General features: G+C 62.8%; 14 protein-coding genes and 1 pseudogene. 10 read left to right on the top strand and 5 right to left on the bottom strand.

Annotated elements, in window-relative coordinates; all coding sequences use genetic code 11:
- Positions 1–74: 74 nt before the first annotated feature.
- A complete protein-coding gene (locus NOW55_RS18605; protein ID WP_256401622.1) occupies positions 75–2,033 on the bottom strand; it encodes an archaea-specific SMC-related protein in 1,959 nt (652 codons plus the stop codon).
- Between the two features lie 102 nt (positions 2,034–2,135).
- Positions 2,136–2,735, bottom strand: coding sequence for a rod-determining factor RdfA (gene rdfA, locus NOW55_RS18600; protein ID WP_256401621.1), 600 nt, complete (start codon positions 2,733–2,735; stop codon positions 2,136–2,138).
- Between the two features lie 714 nt (positions 2,736–3,449).
- Here rdfA and NOW55_RS18595 point away from each other — a divergent pair.
- From NOW55_RS18595 to NOW55_RS18585, 3 genes are all read left to right on the top strand, one after another.
- The gene (locus tag NOW55_RS18595) at positions 3,450–4,232 is read left to right on the top strand and encodes an IclR family transcriptional regulator (protein ID WP_256401620.1); all 783 of its coding nucleotides are present in this window, start codon (positions 3,450–3,452) and stop codon (positions 4,230–4,232) included.
- Between the two features lie 105 nt (positions 4,233–4,337).
- Positions 4,338–5,072 carry an EthD domain-containing protein gene (locus tag NOW55_RS18590; RefSeq protein WP_256401619.1) on the top strand — a complete coding sequence of 245 codons (735 nt, stop codon included), beginning with the start codon at positions 4,338–4,340 and terminating at the stop codon, positions 5,070–5,072.
- Positions 5,056–5,673 carry an HD domain-containing protein gene (locus NOW55_RS18585; protein ID WP_256401618.1) on the top strand — a complete coding sequence of 206 codons (618 nt, stop codon included), beginning with the start codon at positions 5,056–5,058 and terminating at the stop codon, positions 5,671–5,673. The genes NOW55_RS18590 and NOW55_RS18585 overlap by 17 nt, the downstream gene beginning before the upstream one ends.
- Before the next feature lie 178 nt (positions 5,674–5,851).
- Here NOW55_RS18585 and NOW55_RS18580 read toward each other — a convergent pair whose 3' ends face one another.
- Entirely contained in the window at positions 5,852–6,826 is a 975-nt protein-coding gene (locus NOW55_RS18580) for an NAD-dependent epimerase/dehydratase family protein (RefSeq protein ID WP_256401617.1), read from the bottom strand.
- Positions 6,827–6,884: 58 nt separating this feature from the next.
- A complete protein-coding gene (locus NOW55_RS18575; protein WP_368407799.1) occupies positions 6,885–8,573 on the bottom strand; it encodes a thiamine pyrophosphate-binding protein in 1,689 nt (562 codons plus the stop codon).
- A 69-nt stretch (positions 8,574–8,642) separates the two neighbouring features.
- Between NOW55_RS18575 and NOW55_RS20990 the strand changes: the two genes are divergently transcribed.
- On the top strand, positions 8,643–8,975 hold the full coding sequence (locus tag NOW55_RS20990) for a hypothetical protein (protein WP_256401615.1): 333 nt from the start codon (positions 8,643–8,645) through the stop codon (positions 8,973–8,975).
- Here NOW55_RS20990 and NOW55_RS20985 read toward each other — a convergent pair.
- Positions 8,972–9,097: pseudogene (locus NOW55_RS20985) on the bottom strand (hypothetical protein); the annotation flags it as partial. The gene NOW55_RS20990 and the pseudogene NOW55_RS20985 sit on opposite strands and share 4 nt — an antisense overlap.
- Positions 9,098–9,349: 252 nt before the next feature.
- Here NOW55_RS20985 and NOW55_RS18565 point away from each other — a divergent pair.
- From NOW55_RS18565 to NOW55_RS18540, 6 genes are all read left to right on the top strand, one after another.
- Entirely contained in the window at positions 9,350–10,645 is a 1,296-nt protein-coding gene (locus NOW55_RS18565) for a substrate-binding domain-containing protein (protein ID WP_368407786.1), read from the top strand.
- Positions 10,646–10,650: 5 nt separating this feature from the next.
- Positions 10,651–11,553 (top strand): branched-chain amino acid ABC transporter permease, encoded by a 903-nt coding sequence (locus NOW55_RS18560; protein ID WP_256401613.1) that lies wholly within the window; start codon positions 10,651–10,653, stop codon positions 11,551–11,553.
- On the top strand, positions 11,550–12,659 hold the full coding sequence (locus NOW55_RS18555) for a branched-chain amino acid ABC transporter permease (RefSeq protein WP_256401612.1): 1,110 nt from the start codon (positions 11,550–11,552) through the stop codon (positions 12,657–12,659). Before NOW55_RS18560 ends, NOW55_RS18555 begins: the two co-directional genes overlap by 4 nt.
- Entirely contained in the window at positions 12,656–13,411 is a 756-nt protein-coding gene (locus NOW55_RS18550) for an ABC transporter ATP-binding protein (protein ID WP_256401611.1), read from the top strand. Before NOW55_RS18555 ends, NOW55_RS18550 begins: the two co-directional genes overlap by 4 nt.
- Positions 13,411–14,133 carry an ABC transporter ATP-binding protein gene (locus NOW55_RS18545; RefSeq protein ID WP_256401610.1) on the top strand — a complete coding sequence of 241 codons (723 nt, stop codon included), beginning with the start codon at positions 13,411–13,413 and terminating at the stop codon, positions 14,131–14,133. Before NOW55_RS18550 ends, NOW55_RS18545 begins: the two co-directional genes overlap by 1 nt.
- Before the next feature lie 114 nt (positions 14,134–14,247).
- Positions 14,248–16,236, top strand: a complete 1,989-nt coding sequence (locus NOW55_RS18540) for an oxidoreductase (protein WP_256401609.1) — start codon at positions 14,248–14,250, stop codon at positions 16,234–16,236.
- The last annotated feature ends 8 nt before the right edge of the window (positions 16,237–16,244 follow it).

The following is a 16,244-nucleotide window of genomic DNA, read 5'->3' as shown; positions in this document are numbered from 1 at the left end:
GGTGTGGACACGAAATCTAACCTCCCTCCGACCGTCCCCGAACACTGGCCGGGATGGTGCCCGCTGGCCAATTATTAAATATCTGATATGACTTCTTGCCCGGCGGTAACCTCACTCGCGTCCTCCGGGAGGAGTGCGACGACCAGAAATTCCGGGTAGTCTGCGAAGTAGTCGACAATCTTCGAAATGCGGTTCGAATCAATCGCTTCTAACGAGTCCAGTAGCATAATCGGAACCGTCTCATGGAGGTCATGAACAAGATACCCGGCCAGTGCGACGACCAGTCCAACGACCTCACGCTCGCTCTCACTGAGGGTGTCGACAGTCCCCTCGTATGCCTCGCCGGAGTCGGCTTCGCGGACAACGTGTAGCTCGAAGACGGTCTCCTGAACCGTCTGTCGGCCCTGGCTCGTCTCCCGTTCCCGACGGTCGATCCACACGCGAGTGATGTTCTCGTATTCGAGGATCTTCAGGACCTCTGCCATATGATGGTTGAACTCCTCGACAGCCTGTTCCTCGATGCGGTCGATTCGGGTCCGGAGTTCATCGAGTTCCTCGACGACCTGGTCCCGCCGGTCCTCGTACTCCTGCCTGTCCGCGAGGAGTGCCTCGATTTCACCGATCTCCGATTCGACCGCTTCGAGATCGCTCTCTGATTGTTCGAGTTCCAGTTCGACCCTGTTCGCCTGCTTGTGGAGCTCTAGAACCTCGTCGTAGTTCGAGGATGGCTCCTGCTCGATGACCGACTCTAGTTCATCCACCTCCTCGTGGAGGCGTTCACGCTGCTCTTCAAGTTTCGTGACTCGGTCCCGCTTCGCTTCGAGTTGAATCCCGATCTCGGCCAGGCGTTCGTCGAGTGTGTCGAGTTCGTCCGTAACCGTCTCGATATTGGAAACACGGTCTCTCGTCTCGTCGATTTGCTCCTGAATGGCCTGGCGTTCCTTCAGCTTCTCTTGCCGGAGCGAACGCAGCCGATCGAGCGTTTCTTCGATATCGGCGCGGGCCACCTGGGACCCACACGTCCAGCATGTGACGGTGTCATCGCTGTCGAGCAACTGGTCCACGGGCGAGCTGCTGGTGCTTCCGTCTCCCTCATCCTGGAGCGCTGACGATATTTCGCTATCCGTCCCCTCCAGCATGTCCTCGTTGAATTGGACGATGCTCTGGAGTTCGTTCATCTGGGAGTTCACCTCGCGCTGGCGGTCACGGAGGGAGTCGAGCTCGTCGCGCAGGGAGTCGATATCTGTGTCCGGCCGTCCGGTCAGCTCCTCACGGCGGTCGCGCTTCTGTTCTCGTTCGGTCTCCAGCGAGCCGATCGTCTCTTGAACCGTCTCGAGTTCGAATCGGATGTCCTCCAGTTGGGTCCGGTGGTCTTTCAGGTCATCCAGTTGCTCTTCGATAGCTTCTTTCGACTCCTGTTCAGTAGAGACATCAACGTCTGCCTGCTCGATTTCGACTTCCAGTTCGTCGAGCTGCTTCTCGTGCTCTTCGATTTCCGACCGCAGCTCCTGCTTGCGACGTTCGAGATCGACCAGGTCGCGTTCCCGTTCCTCCATCGACGAGAGTCGGTCGTCGATATTCCGCTTCTCCGCCTGGAGCAGTTCGATCTCGGCCTCGATTTCGTCGGTATCGATCGGCCGGGTGAGGAGCTCACGGAGGTTGTCACCTTGAGCGACGGCTCTTCGAGCCTCATTCCCCTCAAGTAGGAACGAGAAGAGCTCCGCGATCTCGGGATCGTCGAGGTAGCCAGACCCCGACGCGTGGACCGAACCGTTCCGGCGTTCGAATCGACGCTCGACCACCGTGTCCCCGAGCGAGAGCTCTACACGTCCCTCCGCCGCATCTCCTTTGAGTGTGTACTGGTCGCTGCCCATCGCGGCCATCAACGCTTGGAGGAACGAAGTACGGTTCGTCGCGTTGCGCCCTTCGAGCACAGTGACGCCTTCGGAGAAGTTCACCGTCGTTTCGGAGATCCCACCGATGTTCTCCACGTGGAGAGAGAGTCCTCCGTGCATAGAATCCAGATTGGGCATGATTCTCCATACTGGGGGTAGCTAATAGGTCTTTTGTTCACAGGTGTTCAGGGCGGAACCCAGCGAGCTCGGTCGTGGGTCACTGACTTCCTCTGCTCCGTCTCACTTCGGGGGGCAATCACAGCCGCCGGTCAACACCTCGTCGAGATCCATCGATCGCCCGCAGTCGCGACAGACGATTCTGACGTCGACGAGCACTTCGGGGTCACCGACGTTCGTCACACCAGCTGTCTGCATGGATTCGACCGTCGACTCTGTCACTAGCGATGCCCGCTGCTGGAGTGCGTAAATCCTGTTCCGGGCCTGCTCTCGTCGTTCCTCCGCGGATTTCTCGTCCGGCCCAGATGTCGCCAGACAGTTTCTGAGATGTCGATACACCGTCTGATGTGAGACCAGGTCCGAGGAGAGTTGTTCGACATCCACGCCGGCTCGTTCGAGTTCCCGCCGAATCTCGATTGTCTCCGGTTCGCTGAGTTCCTCGGTGTGAAGGGCTTCATACACCGGCGTTTTACTCCACTCGAGTCGACTCGCGCCGACTGCGGTCAGTTCCTCCTCGATGATCTCCTTGTTGAACTCCGCAGTCAGACTGCGAATGCTCATTTCGTCTTGCCACTCTTCGATCAACCACTCGTCGACGTCCCCACGTCCGTACTTCGCCGTAACGCGTCCTACCTTGCAGCCACAGGTATCTATGTCACCCATGTGTCTCTGGACGTCGTGTTACGGTTGTATAATTGTAACGGCATACCTTCGCCAACGGTAAGGCCGATTCCACGACTGGCCGTTCTGGAGGGGTATCAGGACTGCACGGTCCCGTTCCGGTCGACGGCAACATCGGAATATGCACCTCATCGGGCGTTCTCTCGACGGACAGTAGATGGTGCGTCGTCAGTGATTGACGATCTCGATCAGCGTTTCATTGCCGTGGCACCGATTTCCGTTGTGCCTCGGACCGATGGTATTACTGTCATATTGTTGTAACTCTAGCCCCAATCCTTCCAAGTAGCTCGGATAAGGGCCGCTTCCATGAATAGGTATTGGTAACAACCCACACTGTTTCGAAGTTCAGCCAGTACATGCGCTTTGGGCCCTATTCTCGGTGGTTTAACGCCGATAGTTCGGTAGTTACCTTTCCAGAACCAGTGACTGACTGTTCGCCCCATCGGAAAGTATCGGGAACAATTCACAGGAACTTGGACTCCATCTGTGTTTACGATAATCCAAGTAACTCGTACGCAGTGGGTCCAGCGTCGGATGCCAGAGGGGCTCCGATCGATGCTCACAACTTTCAGACCCACCGTGAGTAGATCGAACCACTTTGATTGAATCCCTGCCGCCACCACAAGAATGCCGAACCATCCCCGTCACTTGGATTCGTTGCCAACTATTATCCCGCGCCAATTCATACACCGCAGTATGCCACCCACCGATTCAGTCAATCGCCCCGTGAAGACGACGGAGTACTCCATCCGCATCCTCGAGGCTCTGAAGTCCAACCCGGGGCAGTCCTTGACCGACCTGACCGAGGAGTTCGACATCGCACGCAGCACCATTCACCGACACCTCCTCACCCTGGAAGCTCACGACCTCATCGCCCGAGACGGGGATGGAACGTTCTCGCTCGGCCTCAGACTGCTGGACTTCGGCCGTCGATCCCGTGAGTACGTCGAGTTCTTCGACGTCGCACGCCACCATGTCGACCGACTCGCGGAGACAACCGGGGAGAAAGTCTGGCTCATCGCGAAGGAGGGAGACCACAGCGTCCACCTGTACAAGGCTCACGGTGACAACCCACTGGAGACGTCTGCACAGGTTGGCCAGCGACGTAACCTCCATCAGCTCGCCGCCGGGAAGTCGATTCTGGCGTTCCTTCCCGAGGACGAACTCGACGCGATCCTCGATCGACGTGGGCTCGAGGAACAGACAGACAGCACCATCACGTCGGAGGACGTGCTCCGTGACGAACTGGACGAGATCAGGGAGCGTGGCTATGCGTTCAACATCGGCGAGTCGGTGACTGGCCTCAACGCTATCGGCGCACCAATCCGCGATGAGGACGGCTACCCGGTCGGTGCGATCAGCATCTCTGGACCTGCTCACCGGGTCAAGGATTCGTTCCTCACCGAAGAACTCCCCGACACGTTGCTCGCTGCCCTCGACGAAATCCAGATCAGCCTTCGCTATGGAACGAACTCCTGAACAGAACCGGGGGTCGGCACATCACCACACCCCAACCACGGAATCGACGACGGGGATTGGAGGTATACGATGTTTTTTGTGCTCCCCCTGTGATTCCCCAATCGCATGTTCAAGCACGTAGCGTTGCTCGTCCGCCAGGACGACCTCACGCACGAGGAGTTCCGCGACTACTGGGAGAACAACCATTCGCCGCTGGCGAAGGACATCGAGGGCGTCGTCCGCTACCAGACGGTGTACCCGACCGACCCCGAGAACGCCGAGTTCGACGGAATCGCCGAGCTCTACTTCGAGACGCTGGACGATCTCCACGAAGCACTCGGTAGTGAGGGCTCGCGCGACTACGACCCGACCCGGGAGGTCGCGGCGAAGGCACGCGAGGACGTGAACAACTTCCTCGACATCGACCGTCGACCCCGGTTCATCGGCGAGGAGAAGGTCTGGAAGGACGAGGTCGACGGCGACACCGACGGCCTCTACAAGCATTCGGCACTGCTGGTCCGCAAGGACGGCATGACCCACGAGGAGTTCCGCGACTACTGGGAGGGCAACCACTCGCCGCTGGCGAAGGACATCGAGGGCGTCGTCCGCTATCAGACCGTCTATCCGACCGACCCCGAGAACGCCGAGTTCGACGGTGTCGCAGAGCTCTACTTCGAGACGCTGGACGACCTCCACGAAGCGCTCGGCAGCGAGGGGTCACGCGACTACGACCCCACGCGCGAAGTCGCCGCCAAGGCCCGTGAGGACGTGAACAACTTCCTCGCTGTGGAGGAACGGCCCCGGTTCATCGGCCAGGAGAAGGTCTGGAAGAACGAGGTCGACGATGTCGACGGATACTGAATCCCCGACCCGCGACTACGAGGCACAGGTGCGGGAGGCCTACCCCGAACTCGAACAGATCGCGGACGACGAGCTCCGCGAGCAGGTCGTCGAGGCGTGGACGCTCGGACTCGAACGCGGCGGCTGGCAGGACATCTCGGACATCCCGTACGCCTGGAACATCCACGAGATCTCCAACGTCGAGCACGTCCGCGGCGTCACCAAGATCGCCATCGAGTCCGCCGAGATACAGCGCGAGTTCCACGGTGCCGACCCCGACGTGGACGTCGTCGTCGCCGCCTGCCTCCTCCACGACGTCGGCAAAGCCTACGAGTACGTCGACTTCGTCGACGCCGAACTGCTCGACGAGCCCGACCGCGAGCACTACGCCAGCGAGGAGATCCCCCACTCCATCTCGGGCTACGCGCTCGCCCACGAGGTCGGCTGTCCGCTCGACGTGCAGCGCGCCATCCCGCACTTCCTCGGCGAAGTTCCCACCCGCACGATGGAGGCCGAACTCGTCAAGAGCGCCAATTCGGCGTCCTCGAACGCCATCACCCAGTCCGCGATGGGCATCACCCTCAAAGAGTGGGTCGACCAGTACAGCCAGACCCAGGACTGAGGCCAGTTCCGACCTCCGAATCGCCCGAGGACAACCCCCCAATAAATAACTAGAAGTTACGGGAGAACAATTCGTGGTTCGAGGAAGGTGATTGGCCGACAGTCCTAATCAGCAGTTCCGTGCCCACTGCTCCACCTTCCTCACGTTCACCAAGGCGGCTACTCGGGATGTCGCTCGATCATATCGGCTCCAGGCCGGCCTCCTCGCGGAGGACGTCGATGTACTTGCGGAAGCCGGATTCGAGGTCGTACTCCACCTCGTAGCCGGTGTCTTCCTGGAACGCGGTCATGTCGAGGCGCTGGGTCCACGGCAGTTCGCCCTCGTCGCTCACCTCGATGTCGGCGTCGGGCACGATCCCCTCGACCGTCGCGGCGGCCTCGCGGATGGACGCGAGCTCGCCGCGGACGTTGTAGACGCGCTGGCTGAGCTCTTCCTCCGGCGTGAAGGCGGCCAGCCGGAACGCCTGTGCGATGTCCTCGACGTGCTGCCAGTCGATCTCCTGGTCGCCGTACTCGACGCTGAAGGATTCGCCGACGGCGGGCTTCTCGATGATGTTCGCCAGGAACGCCGACCCGCCGGTCTCGCGGTACGGGCCGTACGCCACGGTGGGGCGGATGGCGACGTGGTCGACGCCGAACTCCTCGTTGTAGACGCGGGCCTGGTGCTCGTTGTACTCCTTCGTCGCGCCATAGAGCGTATCCGGGTAGACGAGGTCGTCCTCGGTCACCCACCAGTCGCCGCCGTCGTCGTAGTTGTGCGGGGGTGCGTAGACGGCCGCCGAAGACGCCCAGGCGACGCGCTCGACCTGGTCGTCGAGTGTTCGGGCGGCCTCGAAGATATTGCTCGTCCCCTCGATGTTGACCTGCATCGCCGCCCGCGGGTTCGACTCCGCCGTGTTCGTCAACAGCGCGGCCAGGTGGACGATGTGGGTCGTGTCGGTCTCCGCGACGGCGTTGACGACGTCCGTCGGGTCGCTCACGTCGCCGCGGCGGATCTCCACGTCGTCGGCGATGCCGAGCTTCTCCAGGATGCGCGGGTCCGTCGACAGGTCGTACGCGACCACGTCGTGCCCGTGCTCGAGCAGGTCCTTCGCGACGTACGAACCGATAAAGCCGGTGCCACCGGTGACGAGAACGGTGTTGCTTGCTGCCATCCCTTCGACCGTCACACGAGTTCGCAAAAAGCGTTGCGTTGCCAGCGGCTCGTGACGGTTACTCGTGGAGCCCGCCGACCTCGGCGTAGAACGAGGATTGGAGGTTCTCCACCATGTCCGGCTCGCGGTCGATACGCACGTCGACGACGGTGGGAACGTCGGCCGCTTTCGCTTCGGCGAGCCTGTCGTCGAGATCCGCGGGGTCGTCGATCCGCATCGCATCAGCACCGAAACCGGCGACGACCGTCGCGAAGTCGGTGTCGTGGAACTCGACGCCCGGGATGGAGTCGTCCATCTGCCGGACCATCCCGAGGCTCGTGTCGTTGAGGACGACGAAGGTCGGCGCGACGCCGTACTCGACGGCGGTCTCGACACAGGTCATCGTCATCGTGAAGCCGCCGTCGCCTGCGACCGCGACCACGTCCTTGTCGGTCGTGATGGCGGCCGAGACGCCAGCCGGACCGGCCCATCCCATCCCACCGACGCCACCGCTGCCGAAGTACGTCCGGACTGCGGGCGTCTGGAGGTAGTTGAGCAGCCAGAACCGGTTGTTGCCGGAGTCGGCCGTGACGATGGTGTCCTCGTCGACGATGCGGTCGACGGCGGCGACCGCACGCTGGGGCAGTATCGGCGTCGAATCAGACTCACACTCCGGTACCGCGAAGTCCTCACGAGCCTCCGCGGCGCGGTCGAGCGCCCAGCCGGTGCCGCCGCCGGATGCGACGGCGAGCGCTGCCAGACTCTTCCCGGCGTCGCCGATGAGGCCCACGTCGGCCGGGTAGACCCAGCCGGCGTTGCGCGTATCGATGTCCGCGTGGACGATGGTCTGCTCGTCCGGACGGATGAACGAGGCAGCCTGCCAGTTGGTGTCCATCGGATTCATCCGGCAGCCGACGACGAGCAGCGTGTCGGCCTCGCTGACGACCTGGTTCGCGCCCTCGTGGCCGAACGAGCCGATGACGCCCGCTGCACGCTCGTGGGTCTCCGGAATCGTCGACTTCCCGAGGTAGGAGGTGACGACGACCGCGTCGTACGCCTCCGCCACGGCTTCGAGTTCGTCGTAGCACTGCGAGGCGTGGACACCGTTGCCGGCGATGACGACCGGACGGTCGGCGTTCGAGAGGGCGTCCGCCGCCGCACGGACGTCGCTGTCTGTCGGTGCGGACTCCCAGTTTCTGGTCTGCCGCTCGGGTGACCAGACCGGTGGGACCTCGTCTTCGGGAACCTCGCTGGTGACCGCGTCCCCGTCGAGGATGACCGCAGTCGGACCAGGGCGACCGGCGGTGGCGTGCTTGAACGAGAGCTGCAGGCTCCGTAGCGTCTCGTTCGGCGTCCGGGGGAACCACCACTCCTTGGTGATTCCGTCGAGAATCTTCGGGAGCGAGAACCCACCGTAGTCGCCGCGGGCCTGCTGATACGGCGCGAGCGTGGAGTAGTCGCCGCGCTCGCTGGCCTCGGTGATGGCGACCATCGGCGAGGAGCCGAGACTGGCCTCCATCTGGCCGATCGCACCGATGCTCCCGACCCACGGCCCCTGCCCGGTGAAGACGCCGGGCTCCTGATGGTACCGGCCGTAGAACTCGGCCATCACGCTCGCCTCGCGTTCGTCGCGTGGCCGGACGACCTCGATGTCCGAGTCGACGAGCGCTTCGAGTAGTTCGATAGCTCGGCCGCCGGGATAGCCGAAGAGGTACTCTACGTCGAGATCTTCCAGCGTCTGCACGATCTGGTGGCTTACTGTCGTCATGTCGATGGGCTCCGCCCCGAACATACCGTCAGGTCCGTGCGACAGTTCACGGCATGGTCGCACCGCTGGGTGAACCGCGAACTGTCGGGTGACTCGACCGGTTGTCCGGTAGTGAATGCGGCTTCTAATGCGTTCGTCTTGGTTCTATCGGTGGGGGCGCGTGGACGGGAGCGTCGTGGCATCCGCCTCGACGAGGGTCTCGTAGCGTTACTGCACCCAGAGCATCTTCCGGTTGCCGAACTTGCGGATACCCTCCTTCGAGAGCTCGCGACCGTAGCCGGAGGCCGTGATGCCGCCGAACGGAACCCGCGGGTCGGAGTTCCCGAGCTCGTCGACGAACTCACCCTTCGCGAACGGGCCACCATCGGTTTTCCCGTCTCGGTCGTGATGAGCCGGGCGTAGTTTTCGACGTTCTCACGGAGGACGATCGCCACGTCGGCGAGCGCCGTCTGCCGTGCCTCGATTGGGCGAGGCCGCCAGCCCTCGTACGCAGTCGTTGCCTGTTCGAGGACATCGTCGATATCGCCGTCCGAGTGAGACTCGTACTCGCGGACGGGCCGATCCGTTGCCGGGTTCGTACTCTGCTTGCGCGGCGAACGTCAGGGAGTCCGGATTAGCTGTTTCCCCCGAGGCAGTCTCCGCGATGGTCCGTTGGCTCGGTAGTCAAATTCGCACGCGACGCGCACGTATCTGGAGGGTAAGAACCGGAAAGGTCGACGGTTCGTCCACAAACACAACCGATTCGACGTGTCAGGTAGGGCGACCAAGAATTTATAATGAATGAATGGAACAGTGGAGGTATGCCTGAAATTGACAGACGGCGTTTACTCAAGGCAGCATCAGCAACCGGCGTCGCAGGGCTGACTGGACTGTCTGGGTGTCTTGGTGGTGGCGGTGGCGGTGCGGACAGCCTCTCGATCGGGGTCGTGACAGACACGTCCGGGCCGTACGCTCACCTCGGGAACTCGGTCATCCGCGGGATAAAACTCGGTCTGGCCCAATCCCTCGACGCCGACACGGGGGATCTCGCCGACTCGAACACCGTCGAAGGAAGCGGTATCACGGTCGATATCCTCGCGGAGGACTCGGGGCTCGCAGCGGACACGGGCCGGCAGAAGGCACGAAAGCTGGTCCAGAGCGACGAGGTCGACATCCTCCAGGGCAGCGTGTCGTCCTCGGTCGCGGCGGCAGTCCAGGACGTCGCGACGGACGCGAGCACACCGATGTTCATCGACACTGCAGCCGCGACATCGCTGACGGGAGAGAACTGCAACAAGTACACGTTCCGGACCTCCCAGACGACGTATCAGGACGCGCTGGCAGGTGGGAGGTACGCGGCGGAGAACCTCGGTTCGAGCTTCTACTTCGTCGGGGCCGACTACTCGTGGGGACACGACTCCGTCGCCCAGTGGAAGTCCGTCATCGAGGAGAATGGTGGCAGTGCTGCTGGTGAATCGTTCGTCTCACCCGGTACGTCCAACTACACACCGTATCTACAGAATGCAGAGGAGAGCGGGGCAGACGCGATCGTCGTCGCACTCACCGGGACCGACGGCATCCGGTTCAGCCGGGACCTGGCTGACTTCGGCACGGACTTCAACGTCACCGCGACCGGCGTGACGACCATCCCGTGGATGCAGCAGGTCGGGACGGCCGCAACCGGCTTCAGTGGCATCCCGAAGTACTTCTGGACGTTCCCGGACAACTCGACGAACGACTGGATCATCGAGCAGTACTCCAGTCAGTGGAACACCGTGCCGTCCATCTTCACGGCAGGTGCTCACGCCGCGGGCTATGCCATCGCACAGGGGATGCAGTCCGCCAGCTCCAACGACGCGGACCCGCTCATCGAGCAGTGGCACGGGATGACTATCGAGAAAACCGCCCGGGGCGATGGTTCCTACACCATCCGCGAGTGTGACCATCAGGCAGAGTTCCCGATGTACCTCGGACACTTCGAGGAGACGCCCGATGGACCGATGGCTGTCGAGCCGGTTCTGGACGACACCTTCGATGCACAGTCGAGCATCCGCCCCTGCGGCGAGACCGGGTGTTCGGGCATCGAGCTGTGAGTGCCATGACGCCGCTGTCCGTGGGTCTCGGCGACCTCGCAACCACGTTCGTCAACGGCGTTTCGTACGGGATGATTCTCGTACTGGTAGCTCTCGGTCTCTCACTCGTGTTCGGACTGATGGGCGTCCTCAACTTCGCTCACGGCGCGCTGTTCATGCTCGGCGGCTATATCGGCCTGGCAGTGATGGAGTTCACAGGCGGCGGTATCACGGGTTTCGCGCTCGCACTCATCATCGCGCCACTGGCTGTGGCCGCCATCGGGGCCGGGCTGGAGCGGACGGTGTACAAGCCGCTATACGAGACCGAGCCGATCTACCAGTTGCTGTTGACATTCGGACTCGCGGTCGTCATCGAAGAGGCGGTGAAGTACATCTGGGGGGCAGCACCACCAGGCGTGCCGCCCCGCCCGGCGGTGTTCGATGGTGCGGTGACCTTCATGGGCATCAGCCTGCCGTACTACCGGGTGTTCACCATCCTGCTCGGCGCAGCAGTCGTGGCAGGGACAGCCCTGTTCCTCTCGCGAACCCGGTTCGGACTCATCGTCCGGGCAGGGGTCTACAACACGGACCGCACGGCGACCCTGGGCCTGAACGTCGAACGGGCGTTCACGGCAGTGTTCGGCCTCGGAGCGTTCATCGCTGCACTCGGTGGTGTCGTCTACATCTACCGGGCAATCGAGCCGAGCGTCGGAGCCTCGATAATCCTCCCGGCGTTCATCGTCGTCATCGTCGGTGGCCTCGGCTCCTTCTGGGGGTCGGTCATCGCTGGGTTGCTCATCGGCATCATCTGGCAGTTCGCTGCAGTGTACGCTCCCGTGCCCGCTGGGACGGTCATCTTCCTCGTGATGATCGCCGTCCTCCTGCTCCGGCCACAGGGCCTCCTCGGTGAGGCGGAGGTGGAGGTATGAGCTACTTCGACCGCTCGAACGAACTGTTCGAGTCGGTGAAGACTCCGTACGTCGGAGCAGGCCTTCTCGCTCTCGTCGCGGTCTTCCCGTTCGTGGCGAACGCCATCGGTGGCCTGCCGTTCCTCACGAGCATCGCGATCGAGATGATGATCTTCGCGGTGTTCGCGATGAGCTTCAACCTGCTCGTCGGCTATACCGGCTACGTCAGTTTCGGCCACACGGTGTTTCTGGGGTCGGGCGCCTACATGACGGCGATCCTGATGAAGAAGTTCAGCGTGCCGTTCATCGCTGCGGCCCCAGCGGCTGTGGTCGGCACCGGCCTGTTCGCCCTGGTCGTTGGTGCCATCGCGTTCCGGCGGTCGGGTGTCTACTTCGCGATGATCACGCTTGGCGTCGCCCAGGTGTTCTACACGCTCTTCCAGAGCTGGAACTACGTGGGCGGTGACACCGGTATCATCATCGACCCGCCGGTAGTGTTCGGGTACGAGTTCAACCCGTTCGAACCGATGGGCTACTACTACCTGGCGCTCGTCACGGTCGTCGCCACGTACCTGTTCACGCGATACGTCGTCAGGTCGCCGTTCGGCCACGTCCTGCAGGCCATCCGTGAAAACGAGGACCGCGCCCGTGCCGTCGGGTACGACGTTCGGACGTTCAAGCTCGCAGTGTTCTCGGTGTCGGGTGCACTCGCAGCCGTCTCCGGAGCGCTCTACGCGGCGTACTTCACGCAGGTCGCACCCGGCAGTACGCTCTACTGGACGACCACCGGTGACGGGCTGTTCATGATACTCATCGGTGGGATGGGGACCCTCGTCGGGCCCATCATCGGGTCCGTGTTCGTCATCGGGACCCAGTACACACTGTCGACGTACCTCGTCGACTTCATCCCAGAGGGTGCGCCTGCGCTCATCGCACGGTTGCCCGAGCGGTGGCCACTCCTGCTGGGGCTGCTGTTCATGCTGACCGTCCTCCGGTTCCGGAGCGGAATTGCCGGTGGGCTGGGCTTCTCGAGGATCCGTTCCATCGACGACGTCCTGACCCGGGTGAACCCGAGAGCAGAGACTGAGGAGTCAGCAGTGAAGCACGATGGAGGTGAGGAGAGATGACCGACAACCCAATCGTCCGGTGTACCGACCTCAGGAAAGAGTTCGCAGCCGTCACAGCAGTCGACGACCTGACGATCGACATCCACGACGAGTTCACGAGCGTCATCGGACCGAACGGTGCCGGGAAGACGACGACGTTCAACCTGCTCGCGGGAACGGTGTCGCCGACGGCCGGACGCATCGAGCTGAACGGCACTGACGTGACGGCGAAGGGGCCGGAGAGCCGGGTCCATCACGGCCTCTCCCGCACGTACCAGATCACGAATCTCTTCGACGAGCTGCCGGCGTTCGAGAACGTCCGCCTCGCGGTCCAGGCCGTGAGCGACGTCCCCTACGCGAACGTCTTCGCGGACGCGCTCTCGGACCAGGAGATCAACCAGCGAACGACGGAGATCCTGGACCTCGTCGGCTTCGAGGAGGACCGGACGACGGCCGCCGAGAACCTCTCGCAGGGCTACAAGCGTCTGCTAGAGATCGCGATCGCACTCGCGCCGGAACCGGACGTGCTGTTGCTCGACGAGCCGACTGCGGGGCTCGCCGTCGACAAGAAGGAGCTCGTTTTCGACGTCGTCGGCGACCTCGCCAACGAGTACGCTGTCGTGCTCATCGAGCACAAGCTCGACGTCGTGAAGGACATGTCCGACCGGCTGGTCGTCATGCACAACGGACAGCTGCTCGCCTCCGGGCCACCGGAGGAGACGCTGTCGAATCCGGAAGTGCAGGAGGCCTACCTCCGGGGGGTGACCTCGTGATGGGCCAGAGCCCCCTGCTCCAGCTCGACGACGTGCACGCCTACTACGGTGACCACCACGTCCTCGACGGCATCACGTTCGACGTCGACACCGACGAGGTCGTCGCCTACCTGGGTCGGAACGGCACCGGGAAGACGACGACGTACAAGCTCATCAGCGGACTGCTCGAACCGCGCGAGGGGACGATAACGTACAAGGACGAGGTGATCAACGGGCAGCCACCCCACAAGATCGGTCGGAAGGGTGTCTCCTTCGTCACTGCCGACGAGAAGGTGTTCCCCCACCTGACGGTGCGTGAGAACATCCGTCTCCCGACGCTCGAACGGGACGCCGAACCGGACTTCGAGTACCTGTACGACCTGTTCCCGGACCTCCGCGAGTACGAACGCTCCCGGGCGGCCGACCTCTCCGGCGGCCAGCAGCAGATGGTCGCGATCGCGCAGGCACTGGCGGCCGACCCGGACCTGCTCCTGCTTGACGAGCCCGTCCAGGGTCTCGCTGTCCAGTTCGTCGAGAAGGTGTCGTCGCTGCTCGACCGCCTCACGTCCGAACAGGACCTCGCGGTGATGATAATCGAGCACGACATCGACCTCGCACTCGAGGTCGCGGACAGAGTGCTGGTGCTCGACGAGGGACAGATCGTCTGGCAGGGGTCGAGCGAGGAGCTCGCCGAGAACGACGATATCATCGACCGATACATCGGCGTGCAGGGGTTCGCCTGAGAGGGCTGGCCCCTGACCGATATGCGTCCAGCACCCCGATTTCAGTGCATGTGGCGGTAACCAATATGAAACAATACAGAACAACTACGGCCCATCCGAACGAGGTGGAGACAGATGTCGAATAGCTACGACTCTCTGTTCGAGCCGATCGAGCTCGGCCCGGTGGAGATTCCGAACCGCGTGTACCAGCCACCGCACGGCAACGCCTACGGACTGGGCGACCAGCAGACAGCGTTCCGCGCCGAGAAGGCGAAGGGCGGATTCGGGCTGATCATCCAGGAGTACAGCAAGATACACGAATCGACCGACGTCACACCCGTCGAACCGGGATTTCTCCACACTGACGAGACGATCGAACCGCAGCGGGAGATGGTAGAGGCGGTGCACGATCATGGCTCGAAACTGTTCGTCGAGCTGTGGCACGGTGGACTCACCGCGTCGAACTACGACAGCCGCCAGCCGCCGCTGTCGTCCTCGCAGACCCCCAGCGGCAACTACTACACGCCGAAGGAGATGGAACACGAGGACATCCAGGAGATTGTCGAGGCGTTCGCCACGGCGGCCGACCGCGCCCGGCGCGCCGGCTACGACGGCGTCGAACTCCACGCCGCCCACGGCTACCTCATCTCCCAGTTCCTCTCCCCGTTCTACAACGACAGGGACGACGAGTACGGCGGCTCGCTGGAGAACCGGATGCGTTTCTTCGAGGAGGTCATCGACAGCGTCGACGATGCGATCAGCGACGACATGGCGTTCGGGGCGCGCTTCACCATCGACGAGCGGGTCGAGGGAGGGCTCCGGGCCGACGGTGAGGGACTGGAGATCGTCGAACGCATCGGCGACGACCTCGACTTCTGGGACCTCGACATCGGTGTCAAGCAGTCGATCGACGATATGATCGGTCCGAGCCGGCTTCACTCGAAGAACTACCAGATGGAGTTCATCGAGGAGGCGACCGAGGTTCTCGACGTCCCCGTCGGTGGGACGGGTCGAATCACCGACCCACGCGACGCCGAACGCCTCCTCGAGGCCGGTGCCGTGGATATGATCGGGATGGCCAGACAGTCCATCGCCGACCCTCACTGGCCGAAGAAGGCCAGAGAGGGTCGCGTCGATCAGATACGCGAGTGCATCGGCTGCAACATCTGTGTCTCGCAATCCAGGCAGGGCATCCCACTCATCTGCACCCAGAACCCGACCGTCGGCGAGGAGCAACAGTGGGGGCCAGAGGAGTACGAACAGGTCGACGAGCCGAAGGGTGTCCTCGTCGTCGGTGGCGGCCCAGCGGGGACCGAGTTCGCTCGTGTCGCCGGCGAGCGTGGCCACATCGTCCACCTGAACGAGAAGGAACGGGAGCTCGGTGGCCGCGTCAATTTCGAGGGGAGCCTCCCGGGTCTGAGCGAGTGGAAGCGCGTGCGCGACTGGCGCGAGACCGAACTCGACAGACTCGATGTCGCGGTCCACACGGGGAGCCGTGCGGAGATGGAGTACGACGACGTTCGCACCTACGGTGCGGAGATAGTCGTCATCGCCACCGGCGGCCACTGGTCCGAGAAGGGAGTTACCTCGGGAACCCACAAGCCGGTTCCTGGCTGGGACCAGGACCACGTTCTCACGCCAGCGGAGGCGGTGGACGCAGACCTCTCCGACGAACGCGTCGTCATCTTCGACGAGGAGGGGTACAACGTCAGCGCCGGCGTCACCCAGACACTCGCCGACGACAACGACCTCACCTTCGTGACGCCCCGAACGAGTGCGTTCCAGGAGACGCTCCACACGTTCGAGCGCAAGACGATCTACTCCGACCTCTACTCGGCTGGCGTCGAGTTCGTCCCCGACCACACGCTCACGCAGGTGGACGACGGGTCCGTCACAGCGACGAACGTGTACTCGAACGAGGAGACGATGTTCGATGCGGACTACGTCGTGTTCACGACGATGCGAAAGTCGGACGACGACCTGTATCGTGAACTGAAGGCGAACGAGGAGACGCTCACCGCGGAGACGGAGATAGAGGAGATACACGCCATCGGAGACTGCGTGTCTCCCCGTCGGATCGCCGACGCAGTCTACCACGGCCACGAGCTCGGGCGGAAGACGTAGGCCGCTAC

Origin of the sequence: Haloarchaeobius litoreus (genome assembly GCF_024495425.1) — an archaeon.
Lineage (GTDB): Archaea > Halobacteriota > Halobacteria > Halobacteriales > Natrialbaceae > Haloarchaeobius > Haloarchaeobius litoreus.
Note: the sequence above shows the minus strand (reverse complement) of the source record. Positions and strands in the feature narration are given on the sequence as shown.